Source organism: Sphingomonas sp. AP28 (assembly GCF_056680455.1).
In genome coordinates, this window is record NZ_CM155283.1 from 2,262,523 (window position 1) to 2,276,754 (window position 14,232).

13 protein-coding genes are annotated in these 14,232 nt (G+C 66.5%); 1 reads left to right on the forward strand and 12 read right to left on the reverse strand.

The annotated features are described in order from the left end of the window. The first annotated feature begins 3 nt into the window (after positions 1 to 3). Positions 4 to 1,017: a spore coat protein U domain-containing protein gene (locus AC1MH0_RS10320; RefSeq protein ID WP_480962710.1), complete on the forward strand. Its 1,014-nt coding sequence runs from the start codon at positions 4 to 6 to the stop codon at positions 1,015 to 1,017. On the opposite strand, the gene AC1MH0_RS10325 is transcribed toward AC1MH0_RS10320, so the two are convergent. The 12 genes from AC1MH0_RS10325 to AC1MH0_RS10380 form a co-directional block, all read right to left on the reverse strand. Further along, the gene (locus tag AC1MH0_RS10325) at positions 1,002 to 3,437 is read right to left on the reverse strand and encodes a DUF3772 domain-containing protein (protein WP_480962711.1); all 2,436 of its coding nucleotides are present in this window, start codon (positions 3,435 to 3,437) and stop codon (positions 1,002 to 1,004) included. The genes AC1MH0_RS10320 and AC1MH0_RS10325 overlap by 16 nt on opposite strands. 481 nt (positions 3,438 to 3,918) lie before the next feature. Next, a complete protein-coding gene (locus AC1MH0_RS10330) occupies positions 3,919 to 6,003 on the reverse strand; it encodes an ATP-binding protein (protein WP_480962712.1) in 2,085 nt (694 codons plus the stop codon). A 52-nt stretch (positions 6,004 to 6,055) separates the two neighbouring features. After that, a complete protein-coding gene (locus tag AC1MH0_RS10335) occupies positions 6,056 to 6,418 on the reverse strand; it encodes a lysozyme inhibitor LprI family protein (protein WP_480962713.1) in 363 nt (120 codons plus the stop codon). Further along, a complete protein-coding gene (bioB, locus tag AC1MH0_RS10340) occupies positions 6,409 to 7,461 on the reverse strand; it encodes a biotin synthase BioB (protein WP_480962714.1) in 1,053 nt (350 codons plus the stop codon). The genes AC1MH0_RS10335 and bioB overlap by 10 nt, the downstream gene beginning before the upstream one ends. Positions 7,462 to 7,537: 76 nt before the next feature. Beyond that, a complete protein-coding gene (locus tag AC1MH0_RS10345; protein ID WP_480962715.1) occupies positions 7,538 to 8,110 on the reverse strand; it encodes a TlpA family protein disulfide reductase in 573 nt (190 codons plus the stop codon). Next, complete coding sequence (gene scpA, locus AC1MH0_RS10350; RefSeq protein WP_480962716.1) at positions 8,107 to 10,248, reverse strand: methylmalonyl-CoA mutase; 2,142 nt, start codon at positions 10,246 to 10,248, stop codon at positions 8,107 to 8,109. Before scpA ends, AC1MH0_RS10345 begins: the two co-directional genes overlap by 4 nt. Before the next feature lie 130 nt (positions 10,249 to 10,378). Beyond that, positions 10,379 to 11,164 (reverse strand): enoyl-CoA hydratase-related protein, encoded by a 786-nt coding sequence (locus AC1MH0_RS10355; protein WP_480962717.1) that lies wholly within the window; start codon positions 11,162 to 11,164, stop codon positions 10,379 to 10,381. Positions 11,165 to 11,174: 10 nt separating this feature from the next. Then, on the reverse strand, positions 11,175 to 11,600 hold the full coding sequence (mce, locus tag AC1MH0_RS10360; protein ID WP_480962718.1) for a methylmalonyl-CoA epimerase: 426 nt from the start codon (positions 11,598 to 11,600) through the stop codon (positions 11,175 to 11,177). After that, a complete protein-coding gene (locus tag AC1MH0_RS10365; protein WP_480962719.1) occupies positions 11,597 to 12,103 on the reverse strand; it encodes a hypothetical protein in 507 nt (168 codons plus the stop codon). Before AC1MH0_RS10365 ends, mce begins: the two co-directional genes overlap by 4 nt. Next, positions 12,100 to 12,315: a hypothetical protein gene (locus AC1MH0_RS10370; protein WP_056063944.1), complete on the reverse strand. Its 216-nt coding sequence runs from the start codon at positions 12,313 to 12,315 to the stop codon at positions 12,100 to 12,102. Before AC1MH0_RS10370 ends, AC1MH0_RS10365 begins: the two co-directional genes overlap by 4 nt. Further along, entirely contained in the window at positions 12,312 to 12,596 is a 285-nt protein-coding gene (locus tag AC1MH0_RS10375; RefSeq protein WP_093400483.1) for a hypothetical protein, read from the reverse strand. Before AC1MH0_RS10375 ends, AC1MH0_RS10370 begins: the two co-directional genes overlap by 4 nt. A 57-nt stretch (positions 12,597 to 12,653) precedes the next feature. Beyond that, a complete protein-coding gene (locus AC1MH0_RS10380) occupies positions 12,654 to 14,180 on the reverse strand; it encodes an acyl-CoA carboxylase subunit beta (protein WP_480962720.1) in 1,527 nt (508 codons plus the stop codon). Positions 14,181 to 14,232: the final 52 nt, after the last annotated feature.

The following is a 14,232-nucleotide window of genomic DNA, read 5'->3' on the forward strand; positions in this document are numbered from 1 at the left end:
GCCATGACAGCACGCGGTGTGAAGCGGCTGGCTGCGGCGCTGTTCCTGTCTTTGGGATTGGCCGCGACGCCGGTATCAGCTTGCGAGGTCACCTCTCCGTCGACCGCCAAGCTCGGCACCCTGTCGCCGACCGCGGTGACGACCGCGGGCTTCATCGCGACGACAGGATCGTTCTCATGCTCGAACACCAGCGTCGCGTCGCTGCTCGGCGACGAATATCTGCGGGCCACGCTGCTGACGACCAGCGCGCTGACGCTCACCGCAACCACCGGCGGATCGGTCGGCTATTCGCTATCAGCAACCGCGGACGGCACCGCGCCGCTGAACGCCAATGTCAGCCGTTCGTATTTCGAGGGCACGACGCTGTCGTTGCTGGGCAGCAGCAAGGCCGTGGTGCCGATCTACATCAAGCCGGTCAGTGCGTCTGCACCGCCCGCCGGAATCTACAAGGGAAGCTTCCAGGTCCGTTGGTCCTGGAAATTCTGCAACGGCCTCGGAGCGCTCGGCGCATGCCTGCTCGGAGCGAACGACCAGGACAGCAAGACCGGCACGGTCGACGTGACTCTGACGGTGGCCAGGGACGCGATCGTCACGATTTCACAACGCACCACCTGGGAAACCTCGGCTGCCACCAATAATCCCAAGGCCATTCCCGGCTCGAAACTGCGCATGACGATGCAGATCGAAAATCCCAATCCGTTCGCACTGGACGGCAACACGCTGGCGATGACTTTGCCCACACCCGCTGGGCTGCGCATCGCTCTCGACGGCGACGGCACTGCCTCGACTGACTATGTCGTGACGGCCGAGGGCTCGCCCGCCTCGTCGCTCCTTGTAACCTACGGCACGCCTGCGGACGGTGGCGACGACGTCGATTTCTCGGCGAACGGTGGCGCCAGCTGGACCTATGACCCCTCCACCTCGCCGAGATCGGTCACCACCGTGCGGATCAGGCCACGCGGGACGATGGCGGCCGGATCGAAGTTCATCGTATCGCTGCCCTACGTCCTGTTCTGATCGGGCTTCTGATTGGAGTTCTGATCAGGCTCATCAGTCGCGGGATCCGATCCGGACATCGGCGGCAACGATCCGACCAGCTCCATCTTCGTCGCGGTCGAGCCGACCTCGATCCCCGCCTCGCGGAACTGGCGGAGCAGCGTGAACAGCAGTTCGCTGCGCATCGGATAGGCATCGCGCGGGCTCGCCACGTACGCGAAGCAGTTGAACTTGGCGCGGCCGGCGTCGATCGAATCGATGAACACCTTGGGCTCGGGATCGTCGAGCACCTCGTGCTTCTCCGCGAATGCCGCGAACAGCATCGTCCGCACCGCGTCGAGATCCTCCTCGAGCGGCACCGAGAATTGCAGCTGGATCCGGCCGATCGGCGCGGCCAGCGTCATGTTCTGGATGGTCTTGGTGATCAGCTCCGAATTGGGCACGATCAGCGTCGAGCGGTCCGCTACCTGGATCTCGGTCGAGCGGACGTTGATGCGTTTCACGTCGCCCTCCATGTTGCCGATCCGAACGAGATCGCCGATCTTCACCGGGCGCTCGGCGAGCAGGATCAGCCCCGAGACGAAGTTCTGCGTAATCGCCTGCAGGCCGAAACCGATCCCGACCGACAGCGCACCGAGCACCACGGCGAGCTTCTCCATGCCGATCCCGAGCGCGCCGAGCGCCCACAGCACCGCCGCGATGATCCCGGCATAACGCGCGACCATCATCACCGAATTCTGCGCGCCCGCATCCATCGCGGTGGTCGGCAGATAGCTGTTCACCAGCCAGTGCTGCAGCCCGCGCATGATCGCCAGCGCGACGAACAGCACCGCGATCGAGCGCAGCACCGCGCCCGGCGAGATCGTGACCTGGCCGATCGTGACGCCGTTCGCGACCGTCCCGAACAGCTCGAACGCCGAGCCGACGCCCGCCCCGAACGGCGCCATCACCGCGCCGATTGCGAGCAGGATCAGCAACAGCCGCAGCACCGCCGACAGCAGCACGCCGATCTGGTCGACGGTCTTGTTGTCGACGCCGAACCCGCTGTTCGCCGAGCGGCCGAGGCGGTTGCCGCTCGACAGCAACGTCCGGCACGCATCGTCGGTGAAGGTCATCATCAGGTACAGCGACGCGCCGACGATCGCGCCCCACACCAGCCACGTCGCGACCTTCAGCGCGAAATTCACATAGCCGATCAGCCCGGCCAGCAGCGCGACCAACAGGACCAGCCAGACCAATGTCGCCACGATCGCGAGCAAGGTATTGCGCGCGGGCTTGGTCGGGTCGGGCAGCGCGGCGGCGCGCAACCGGCCAAGCGTGACGAGGATCGCGCTCAGCAGGACGATATGGAGCAGCGCCACGACCGCGTTGGCGGCACTCGATGCGGGCGCGCTGACGCCGATCAGCGTGTTGGTCGCGATCAGCAATTGCCCGCCGAAGATCAACGCCGCCGCCATCCACGTGTACGGCCGCAGCGCGTTCGCGGCGGCATCGCCGATCGGCAGCAGGCGCCAGGTCGACTGGCCGCGCAGCAGGAGCGCGCCGCCGAGCGACGACACGAACGCGCAGAACCATGTGATCCCGACGAAGAGCGCGCCGAACCGACTCCAGGCGGGCGAGACGAGCCCGGCCCAGCGCAGCGACGCGACGATCGCCCAGGCGGCGAGGCCGGGCAGCGCGGTGCCGATCACCACCAGCCACAGCGCATAGGCCGAGCGTCGCAGGCGACCGCCGGGCGCGTGGTTGGTCGCGTAACGGCGACCGACACCGTGCAGCCAGCGTCGTAGCGGCACGATCAAGACCAGCGCGGTGAGGATTCCGATCAGCAGGCCGGTGCCGGCACGCATGTCGAACCGTGCGCCGAACTGGCGGATCTCGACATTGGCGAACCGCATCAGCCGTGCGGTGTCACGGGGCAGGTGATCGACGATCGCCGCCCACAAGGTCGGTGACAGCGGCGAGCCGGTGTTTTCGGAGAGTTGCTGGCCGAGTTCCTCCGCCTCGGCCGCGCCGATATCGTCGATCTGTTGCTTGGCCTCGATGCCGATGAGGCGCGCGCGCTTGATCGCGGAGTCGATCGCCGACTGGCTTTGCGCGAGGAGCTTGCGTTGCTGGCGGATCTCGGGGGCTTCGACGACGCCGGGGGTGGCGGCACCGAGTTCCGCGACCCGCGCCTGGACGAGGGCCATCTCGGGGGTGAGCGTGCGGACGGCGTCGGCGGCGGTGGTCTGCACGGTTTGCGCGCGGGTACGGAGGGCTTGCCGCGCCTTGTCGTCGCGCGCGGCAGGCGTGGCGTCGTCGATCGCCTGGAGTTCGGCCGAGGCTTGGGTGAGGCTGGCGGCGACGGTCGCGACCTTGGGCTCGTCCTGCGCAATCGCGGGAAGCGCGGTGACCGCGGTGACCGCGAGGAGGAGCGCGGCGAGGTAACGGAGGAGGGTCATCCGGGGTGCTGTACAGCGATGGGGCCGGAAACGGGAGGGGCCGTTCAATTTGGGAGCCAGCCGTTCCGCGATCAAACCACCCCGGCGAAGGCCGGGGCCCAGTTGGCAAGGTCGCTGTAACGGAGCGCTGGCCTAAATCACCAGCCGCTCCCAATTGGGCCCCGGCCTTCGCCGGGGTGGTGCTATTGGAACGTGGTCCCCGATCAGCGCCTACCCTCACCCCCTTGTTCTCCCGCGAAGGCGGGAGCCCAGACTGGGTCCCCGCCTTCGCGGGGAAACATAGATGCGGTCCGGCTCCACACAGGCGCTCCGAGCAACGCGCGCTCTACCCACTCCGTCACCCCGGCGGACGCCGGGGCCCACCGGCCCGCACACTCAAGTCTCTCGGGTGTGCGGAGCAATGGATGCCGGAACGAGTCCGGCATGACGGGGCGGCCGGCGGCGGGGACGGGACGGCGTTTGGTTCGAACCCGACACGCGCTCAGTCCAGTTCGAGGATCACCTGATCCACCGCGAGGCTATCCCCCGTCTTCGCTGCAACCGACTTCACCGTCCCCGTCTTCTCGGCGCGCAGGATGTTCTCCATCTTCATCGCCTCGACCACCGCCAGCGCCTGCCCCGCCTCGACCTTGTCACCCGCCGCGACGTCGAGCCGCACCAGCAGACCCGGCATCGGGCAGATCAGGAACTTCGACAGATCGGGCGCGACCTTCTCGATCAGATGCGCGGTGTACGGCGCGACGCGAGCGGGAAGGACGCGGGCGACATGGCTCGCCCCTCGTGCGGTAAGCTTGAAGCCAGCGCGGGCTTTGGCGATGCGGATCGTGAGGTGCTCGTCGCCATCGGTCCCGTGACCGTCGGCGACCACCATCCGGTCGCCGGGGGTGTATTCGAGCGACAGGTCGAGCTCTTCGCCATCGACCGTGATGCCGTCGGTCGAGACCGTCACCGCGTGGTCGGTCTTGTCGATCGTCACTACCCAGTCGGCGGGCGGACGGAGGCGCTTGCCGAGTTGGCCGTCGATGCGGCGCGCGCGGTCGGCTTCGGCGGTGGCGGCGAAGGCTGCGACGGCGGCGAGCGTTTTGAGGAGTTCGGCGTCGGCGGGCGCTCCGTGGAAGCCCTCGGGATATTCCTCGGCGATGAAGCCGGTGGTCAGCGCACCCGACTGGAAGCGCGGATGCTGCATGATCGCCGAGAGGAAATCGATGTTGTTGCCCGGCCCCTCCAGCTCGAACGCATCGAGCGCGGCGATCTGCGCGGCGATCGCGCCGTCGCGGGTGGGGGCCCAGGTGATGAGCTTGGCGATCATCGGGTCGTAGAACATGCTGACCTCGCCGCCCTCGCGGACGCCGTCGTCGACGCGGACGCGGGGTTCTTCGGACTCCGCCATCCCTTCCCCGTTCGTGCTGAGCGAAGTCGAAGCACCTTCGCTCGGGGCATGCCCTTCGACTTCGCTCAGGGCGAACGGGAGAGGCGGATTATAGCGAACCAAGCGCCCGATGCTCGGCAGGAACCCACGATACGGGTCCTCCGCATATACACGGTTCTCGATCGACCAGCCCTCAAGCTTCACGTCATCCTGCGAGAACCCCAGCGGTTCCCCGGCAGCAACGCGGATCATCAGTTCGACCAGGTCCAGCCCGGTGATTTCTTCGGTAACCGGATGCTCGACCTGGAGCCGGGTGTTCATCTCGAGGAAGTAGAACCCCTCCCCCGTCGTATCCGCGCCCGACACGATCAGTTCGACCGTCCCCGCCGAATAATAGCCGACGGCCTGCGCGAGCGCGACCGCCTGCTCGCCCATCGCTTTCCGCATCTTGGGCGTCACGAACGGCGACGGTGCCTCCTCGACGACCTTCTGATGCCGCCGCTGGATCGAGCATTCGCGCTCGTTGAGGTAGACGATGTTGCCGTGCTGGTCGCCGATCAGCTGGATCTCGATGTGACGCGGGCTCTCGATGAACTTCTCGATGAACACGCGGTCGTCGCCGAAGCTGGCAAGCCCCTCGCGCTTGGTCGCCTCGAAGCCTTCGCGGACGTCCTGCTCGCTATAGGCGAGCCGCATGCCCTTGCCGCCGCCGCCGGCCGACGCCTTCATCATCACCGGATAGCCGATGCCGCCGGCGATCTCGACCGCGTGATCGGTGCTGTCGATCTCGCCGAGATAGCCCGGCACGACGTTGACGCCCGCGGCCTTGGCGAGCTTCTTCGACTCGATCTTGTCGCCCATCGCGGCGATCGCGTTGGGTGGCGGCCCGACGAACGCGATCCCGGCCTCGGCGCACGCCAGCGCGAAACTCTCACGCTCGGAGAGGAAGCCGTAGCCCGGGTGGATGCAGTCCGCGCCGGTTTCCTTGGCCGCGAGCAGGATCAGCTCGGCCTTGAGATAGCTTTCGGCGGCGGGTGCAGGCCCGAGCCTCACGCTTTCGTCGGCCATCAGCACGTGCGGCGCACGCGCGTCGGCGTCCGAATAGACCGCGACGGTCTTGATGCCCATCGCCTTGGCGGTCCGCATGACGCGGCACGCGATCTCGCCCCGATTGGCGACCAGGATTTTCTTGAACATCACTCGCCCTAATCTGTGCCGTCTTGCCGGACGCGGTCCGGGTGCGGACTGGTTATTGGTACCAAATCATCGTCTTGAGCTGCTTCGTGCGGGCCTGCGTCAGGTCGGTCCGACACCCCGCGATCGTCATGCCTTGTGCCGAACCGCCGGCATATTGCCCGCCTTCGATCACGCACTGCGTATCGCGGAACTTGAGCCACGCGCGCTGGCTCTCCAGCAGCGCGGCCGCATAGCCGAACCCGCCGCCGCGCGACCCGTCCTGCGCGTCGCGACCCTTCATATAGGCGTAGGTCCGCTTCCACTGCGCAGCCATCGCCGCATCTGCCCGCGCGTAACTCGTACCGGCGGAGGCGTTCGTCGTCGCCTGCGACTGCATTGGAGCAGCCGCTGCCATCAGGAGTGCGATCAGCAGCATGTCTTGCCCTCCCGCATCGGCTCGGGGCCGACCATCGACTTCATCCCCAACTTCGCCAGCAGCGTCGCATCCGCGCTGTCGCCGGCGTTGCCGGTGGTCAGCAGCTTGTCGCCGGTGAAGATCGAGTTCGCGCCGGCCATGAAGCAGAGCGCCTGGGTAGCCTCCGACATGCTCTCGCGCCCGGCCGACAGGCGGACCATGCTCAGCGGCATCGTGATGCGTGCGACGGCGACCGTCCGGACGAACTCGATGTCGTCGATCTGCGCCATCGGCGTGCCCGCGAGCATGTCGCCGAGCGGCGTGCCCTTGACCGGGACCAGCGCGTTGACGGGGACGCTCTCGGGGTGGCGCGGCAGCGTGGCGAGCGCGTGGACGAAGCCGACGCGGTCGCTGCGCGTCTCGCCCATCCCGACGATCCCGCCGCAGCAGACCGAAATGCCCGCATCACGCACGTTCGCCAGCGTCTCCAGCCGATCGCCGAAGGTGCGCGTGGTGATGACGTTGCCGTAATTCTCCGGCGAGGTGTCGATGTTGTGGTTGTAGTAATCGAGCCCGGCGTCGGCGAGCTGCTTGGCCTGGTCCGAGTCGAGCATGCCGAGCGTCATGCACGTCTCGAGCCCCATCGCGCGGACGCCTTCGACCATCGCGACGACCTTCGGCATGTCGCGCGGCTTAGGGTTGCGCCAGGCGGCGCCCATGCAGAAACGCTGCGAGCCGGCGGCCTTGGCCTGCGCCGCGTCGGCGAGGACGGCGTCGACGTCCATCAGCTTTTCCGCCTTCAGGCCGGAGTCGGACGACGCGGACTGCGAGCAATAGCCGCAATCCTCGGGGCAGCCGCCGGTCTTGATCGACAACAAAGTGCAGAGCTGGACCTCGCCGATCGCATGGTGCGCGCGGTGGACGGTCTGGGCGCGGTACATGAGTTCGTCGAACGGGAGCTCGAAGAGCGCGGCAATCTCGGGACGGGTCCAGTCGGTGCGGACGCCCGGCGCAGCGGGCACAGTGGCCGGCGCAACGGGGGGACGGAGGAGGGTTTCGATCATCATGCGGCCTTTGGTCTCTGGTCGTTTCGCGTCGTCGCATAGCGCGTGCGCGGGGCGGCGTAACTGGCGGGCGGCGTCATTTGGCCACCATCGCACGTTTCACGCGCGCTTCGAGTTCGGGCCCGCCGCCATCGCCGAAGCCGTAAGCGGTGTGGATTTGCCGCCCCTTGGCATCGAACAGATAGACGCGCGGAATGCCGACCTTGCCGTCGGGGATATCCTTGATGTCCTTGCCGATGACCTGGCGGTACGCATCGACGTCAGCGACGACGTAATCGATGTCGCTCATGCCGGCGCGCTGCAGGAACTGCGCGATCGCGGCGGGCGGTTGGGTGCGATCGGGACTACCCTCGCTACGGTTGATGTAGAGGAAGTTGTAGCCGCTGCCCAAGTCCTTGCGGATCTTGTTCAGATAGGGGGCTTCGGCAATGCACGGCGGGCACCAGCTCGCCCAGATCGACACGAGCGTCGGCTTGCCCGGCTTAATGCGCGAGCCGAGCGGGATCGCCTTGCCGTCGCGCGTCTTCACCATGACCTGCGCGATCGTAGAGATCGAGCGGCCGGTGGTCGGCGCGGTTTCCTGCGCCACAGCCGGCGCGATACTGAAAGCGGTCAGCGCCATCGCCAACACCGTGGTGCGCATGTTCATACCCGTTCCTCTTCCGGCGCCATGTTGTGGCCGAGGAGTTTCAACACGTCCTCGGCGGCCTGGATCAGGTTGGTGCCGGGGCCGAAGATCGCCTGGACCCCGGCATCGCGCAGCGCCTGATAGTCCTGTGCGGGGATAACGCCACCCGCGATCACCTTGATATCCGCGCGGCCCGCCTCGCGGAGGTAGCCGATCAGCTCGGGGATCAGCGTCTTGTGGCCGGCTGCAAGGCTTGAGGCACCGACGATGTCGACGTCCTTGGCAAGCGCGAGCGCGGCGGCTTCGGCGGGGGTCTGGAACAGCGGGCCGGGGACGATCTCGAAGCCCAGGTCGCCGAACATCGACGAGACGAGGTTGGCGCCGCGATCATGGCCGTCCTGGCCCATCTTGGCGACCAGCATGCGGGGTTTGCGCCCCATGCGGCGCTCGGTGGCCTCGACGCCGTCGGTGAGGCGGGTCCAGCGAGCGTCGTCCTCGTACGCGCCGCCGTAGATGCCGGAGACGGGGGTGGGCTGCGTGCCGTAGCGGCCGAATACGTCTTCCATCGCGGAGGATATCTCGCCGAGCGTGGCGCGGGCGCGGGCACATTCGACGGCGAGCGCGAGCAGGTTCTCGGAGTCCTTCGCGCCTTCACGCAACGCGTCGAGGGCCGCGCGGCACGTGGCTTCGTCGCGCGTGGCCTTTACCCGTTCGATCCGTTCGATCTGGCCCGCTCTCACCGCGACATTGTCCACGTCGAGGATCTCGATCGCGTCCTGTTCGGCGAGCTTGTACTTGTTCACGCCGACGATGACGTCCTCGCCGCGATCGACGCGCGCCTGCCGTCCGGCGGCGGCTTCCTCGATCATCGCCTTGGGCCAGCCTGCCGCGACCGCCTTCGCCATGCCGCCTTCGGACTGGATCCGCTCGATCAGGCTCCACGCGCCGTCGACCAGCGACTGCGTCAGGCTCTCGATATAATAGCTGCCGCCGAGCGGATCGACGACCTTGGTCATCCCCGTCTCTTCCTGGATCACGATCTGCGTGTTGCGCGCGATCCGGGCGGAGAAGTCGGTCGGCAGTGCGATCGCTTCGTCGAGCGCGTTGGTGTGCAGCGACTGCGTGCCGCCCAGCATCGCCGCCATCGCCTCGATCGTCGTTCGCATGACGTTGTTGTACGGGTCCTGCTCGGTCAGCGAGACGCCCGAGGTCTGGCAATGCGTGCGGAGCATCTTCGAGCGCTCGTCTTGCGCGCCCAGCTGCGTCATCGCGCGGTGCCAGAGGACGCGCGCGGCGCGGAGCTTGGCGATCTCCATGAAGAAGTTCATGCCGATCGCGAAGAAGAACGACAGGCGTCCGGCGAACTTGTCGATGTCGAGGCCGCTCGCGACGCCGTATTTCACATATTCCATGCCGTCGGCGATCGTGAAGGCGAGCTCGTGGAGCTGCGTCGCTCCCGCCTCCTGCATGTGATAGCCGCTGATCGAGATGCTGTTGAACTTGGGCATCTCGCGGCTGGTGTAGCCGAAGATGTCCGAGATGATCCGCATGCTCGGCTCGGGCGGGTAGATGTAGGTGTTGCGGACCATGAACTCCTTGAGGATGTCGTTCTGGATGGTCCCGTCGAGCAGTTTCCGGTCGACGCCCTGCTCCTCGCCGGCGACGATGAAGAAGGCGAGGATCGGGATCACCGCGCCGTTCATCGTCATCGAGACGGACATCTTGTCGAGCGGGATGCCGTCGAAGAGGATCTTCATGTCCTCGACCGAGTCGATCGCGACGCCAGCCTTGCCGACGTCGCCGGTGACGCGGGGGTGGTCGGAATCGTAGCCGCGGTGGGTGGCGAGATCGAACGCGACCGACAGGCCTTTCTGCCCGGCGGCGAGATTGCGGCGGTAGAACGCGTTCGAGGCTTCGGCGGTGGAGAAGCCCGCGTATTGGCGGATCGTCCAGGGGCGACCGGCGTACATCGACGCGCGGACGCCGCGGGTGAAGGGGGCGAAACCTGGGAGGCCGGGGTCTTCGCGCACGTCTTCCGCGGTGTAGAGCGGTTTGACGTCTATGCCTTCGGGGGTCGGCCAGGTTAGGTCGGCGCCCTTTACTTCCTTGGCGGCGAGCGCCTGCCAGTCGGCGAGCGTGGGGTTCGGTTTGTCAGTCATTACCTTGCACCTAGTTCCCCGGCGAAGGCCGGGGCCCAGCCCCTCGAATACGCCGCGCGCGGGAGCGCGTTCGATGCTGCGCATCGAGCCTGGGCCCCGGCCTTCGCCGGGGAACGAGAAAGAAAGCGGTTCACTTGCCAGTGAACACCGGTTTGCGCTTGGTCAGGAACGCGAGGCCACCTTCCATCGAGTCCGCCGACCCGCGCGCATCACGCTGGTTCGCCGCCTCGGCCTGCATCGCGGTCGCGTAATCCGTCTCGTACGCCGCCGTAATCGCCCGCCGCATCAGCCCGAGGGCGACTGTCGGCATCGCCGCAAGCCGCTCGGCCAGCGCAAACGACTCGGCGTCCAGCGCATCGTCGGCGACCACCTTGTGCACCATCCCCCAGTCGAGCGCCTTCGCCGCCGGAACCCGCTCACCGAGCATCATCATCTCGGTCGCCCGCGCCTTGCCGATCAGCCGCGGCAGCATCCACGACGCACCGCCGTCGGGCACCAGCCCGATGTTCACGAACGCCTGGAGGAAATACGCGGTCTCACTCGTGACGCAGAAATCGGCGGCGAGCGCGAGGCTGCACCCGATCCCCGCCGCCGGCCCGCGCACTGCGCTCACCACCGGCACAGACAGGTCGGCGATCGCCGTCATCGTTGGATTGTAACTGCCGGTCAGTGCCGCGAACGTCGCCTCGCCCGGATTGTCCGAGCCAAGCGCCCCGCCGCCGACCTCCGCGCCCGAACAGAACGCGCGCCCTGCGCCCGCAATCAGCACCGCCCGCGCGCCATCCAGATCGCCCAGCGCCGCGCGCAATTCCTCGAACATCGCCGGCGGCGCAGCGTTCAGCCGGTCGGGCCGGTTGAGCGTCAGTACCAGCACGTCGCCGCGCCGTTCGCTCAGGATATGCTCGTACGCGGCCATTAGATCCCTCCTAGTGCGCGCCGGTATCGCCCGGCGTCTCCATCAACTCGACCAGCATGCCGCCGAAGTCCTTCGGGTGCACGAACACGATCGGCGTGCCATGCGCGCCGATCCGCGGCTCGCCCAGAACGGTCGCGCCCTTCGCCTTCAGGTCGGCTACGGCTGCGTCGATGTCGGCGACCTCGAAACAGACATGATGCTGCCCTCCTGCCGGGTTCTTGCGCAGGAAGCCGGCGATCGGCGAACTCTCGTCATACGGCTCGATCAGCTCGATCTGCGTATTCGGCGCATCGATGAAGCATACCTTCACGCCCTGCGCCGGCAGGTCGAACGGTTCGCCAATCGCCGTCGCACCGAGTAACAGGCGATACGTCTCGACCGACTTCGCGATCGACGGCGTCGCGACCCCGACATGGTTGAGGCGGCCAAGGATCATTGCGCGTCTTTCGGCGGCGGCGGCGGCGTGGGAACGACACCCAGCGTGTAACCGCACACACCGAGCACCTGCCGGATCATCGCATCGCCGGTCGGCGCGACGAAGTTCGCCTGCACTGCGAAGTTCGCGGCGTTGGTGGTCTCGACGCGCACCGTCTTCGACTTCACTAGGAACGTCGTCAGCTTGGTGATCGCCTCTGGATCGGTGACGTAGGTGCCCGTGCCCGGAAACTGCCAGTTGTAATTGAACGCAGGCCCGCCATCGAACCGCACCGCGACGAGCTTGTCCGGCCCCTGCCCGAGCGGCTGCGGCTGGATGAACTGGATCGACACGATCGGCTCGGACGCCACGTCGCATTTTACGACGAAGCGCGACAGACCGTCATTGCCGGTGACCGATGCGGAGATGCTGCGCACGCCCGCCTGATTGGTGCGATCTGCGAGCTTCCAGGTTTGTGCAGGTGCCGCCACGGCTGCGGCTTGAAGCAGAAGAAACGCAATCATTGCTCGATCCTCCGCTGCTGGGCCGCCGCCATTGCAGCGCCTTCGATCACCCCTTCCAAGCGAGACACCCGATCGCGCAGGTCACCATGCGCGCCGGCAAGACCCGCGAGCCGCCCGCCAAGCTGAGCGACGTCTCGATCGAGGCCGTCAAGCTGATCCTTCAGCGTCAGGATCGTCTTGAAAACGCCGAATGCTTTCTCACCCGCACTCACGGTCTTTCGCCCGCCAGCACCGCATCGACCACAGCGCAGGTGCGCGCGATATTCTCCCGCATCGACTGGATGGACATCTTCATGTCGTCGACAGCCGCCTCGATCTCCGGTGCGAGAAACGCCAAAGCCGCTTCCTCGTCGTGCGACGCCGGTGCGGCAATATACCGCGTTGTCGCCTCACGCACGACGCGGCCGACGGACATGCCGCTGTTCGCCGCGAACGCATCGAGCGCTGCCTTGTGATCGGGCGTAGTCAGAAACGTCACGCGTTCGGTCTGCATGTCACGACTCCTTCGCATGACATGATAATGTGCTTATCATCACCGAACAAGCATGGCTCACAACGGGATGTTGTCATGCTTTTTCCACGGATTCTCCAGCGCCTTGCCGCGGAGCTTCCGTAGGCCGAGCGCTATGCGGCGGCGGGTCGAGTGCGGTTGGATGACCTCGTCAATGAACCCCTTGCTCGCCGCCACGAATGGGTTGGCGAACCGCGCTTCATATTCCGCGGTGCGCTCGGCGATCTCTTCGGGCGTCTTGCCGCGGAAGATGATCTCGACCGCGCCCTTCGCGCCCATCACCGCGATCTCGGCGGTCGGCCATGCATAGTTGAGGTCGCCGCGCAGGTGCTTCGACGCCATCACGTCGTACGCGCCTCCGTAAGCTTTGCGCGTGATGACGGTGATCTTGGGCACGGTCGCTTCGGCATAGGCGAACAGCAGCTTCGCGCCGTGTTTGATGATGCCGTTATGCTCTTGGGCGGTGCCGGGCAGGAAGCCGGGGACGTCGACGAAGGTCACGATCGGGATCTCGAACGCGTCGCAGAAGCGCACGAACCGAGCCGCCTTCTTCGAGCTGTTGATGTCGAGCACGCCCGCGAGCACCATCGGCTGGTTCGCGACGAAGCCGACCGTGCGGCCTTCGATCCGGCCGAAGCCGGTGATGATGTTGGCCGCATGCGCCGGCTGCATCTCGAAGAAATCGCCTTCATCGACAGTCTTCCGGATCAGCTCGTGCATGTCGTAGGGCTGGTTCGCCGACGCCGGGATCAGCGTGTCGAGGCTCTCCTCGATCCGGTCCCATTCGTCCGCGGTCGGGCGCTCGGGCACACCTTCACGGTTCGACGCAGGCAGGAAATCGAAGAAGTCGCGCGCCGCGAGCAGCGCCTCGATGTCGTTCTCGAACGCGTTGTCGGCGACCGAGGTCTTGGTGGTGTGAGTCACCGCGCCGCCGAGCGCCTCCTGCGTCACGACCTCGTTGGTCACCGTCTTCACCACGTCGGGGCCCGTGACGAACATGTAGCTCGAATCCTTCACCATGAAGATGAAGTCGGTCATCGCGGGGGAGTAGACCGCGCCGCCTGCGCACGGGCCCATGATCAGCGAGAGCTGCGGCACGACGCCGGACGCGAGCGCGTTGCGCTGGAACACCTCGGCATAGCCACCGAGCGAGGCAACCCCCTCCTGGATGCGTGCGCCGCCGCTGTCGTTGAGGCCGATGATCGGTGCGCCGACCTTCATCGCGCTGTCCATCACCTTGCAGATCTTCTGCGCGTGGCGTTCGCTCAAAGATCCACCGAACACGGTGAAATCCTGGCTGAAGACGAAGACGAGGCGGCCGTTGATCGTCCCAGATCCGGTGACCACGCCGTCGCCCGGGATCACCTGGTCCTGCATGCCGAAATCGACGCAATTGTGCTCGACGTACATGTCGAGCTCCTCGAACGATCCCTCGTCCAGCAGCACGTCAAGGCGCTCCCTTGCGGTGAGCTTTCCCTTGGCGTGCTGCGCTGCGATCCGCTTGAGGCCCCCGCCGACTCTGGCGGCTTCGCGGCGGCGTTCAAGCTCTTCGATCGTGGATGACATCGTCTCTCCGTCCTGCTGACTGCCTTCACAGAGCGTGATGCGATGCGCAAAT

Bases quoted from the DNA above. Each gene is read 5' to 3' on its own strand.
- AC1MH0_RS10380 (WP_480962720.1), bottom strand. From the start codon at position 14,180: ATGTCATCCACGATCGAAGAGCTTGAACGCCGCCGCGAAGCCGCCAGA.
- AC1MH0_RS10375 (WP_093400483.1), bottom strand. From the start codon at position 12,596: ATGCAGACCGAACGCGTGACGTTTCTGACTACGCCCGATCACAAGGCA.
- AC1MH0_RS10320 (WP_480962710.1), top strand. From the start codon at position 4: ATGACAGCACGCGGTGTGAAGCGGCTGGCTGCGGCGCTGTTCCTGTCT.
- AC1MH0_RS10325 (WP_480962711.1), bottom strand. From the start codon at position 3,437: ATGACCCTCCTCCGTTACCTCGCCGCGCTCCTCCTCGCGGTCACCGCG.
- AC1MH0_RS10365 (WP_480962719.1), bottom strand. From the start codon at position 12,103: ATGATTGCGTTTCTTCTGCTTCAAGCCGCAGCCGTGGCGGCACCTGCA.
- AC1MH0_RS10330 (WP_480962712.1), bottom strand. From the start codon at position 6,003: ATGTTCAAGAAAATCCTGGTCGCCAATCGGGGCGAGATCGCGTGCCGC.
- AC1MH0_RS10355 (WP_480962717.1), bottom strand. From the start codon at position 11,164: ATGGCCGCGTACGAGCATATCCTGAGCGAACGGCGCGGCGACGTGCTG.
- bioB (WP_480962714.1), bottom strand. From the start codon at position 7,461: ATGATCGAAACCCTCCTCCGTCCCCCCGTTGCGCCGGCCACTGTGCCC.
- scpA (WP_480962716.1), bottom strand. From the start codon at position 10,248: ATGACTGACAAACCGAACCCCACGCTCGCCGACTGGCAGGCGCTCGCC.
- mce (WP_480962718.1), bottom strand. From the start codon at position 11,600: ATGATCCTTGGCCGCCTCAACCATGTCGGGGTCGCGACGCCGTCGATC.
- AC1MH0_RS10345 (WP_480962715.1), bottom strand. From the start codon at position 8,110: ATGAACATGCGCACCACGGTGTTGGCGATGGCGCTGACCGCTTTCAGT.
- AC1MH0_RS10335 (WP_480962713.1), bottom strand. From the start codon at position 6,418: ATGCTGCTGATCGCACTCCTGATGGCAGCGGCTGCTCCAATGCAGTCG.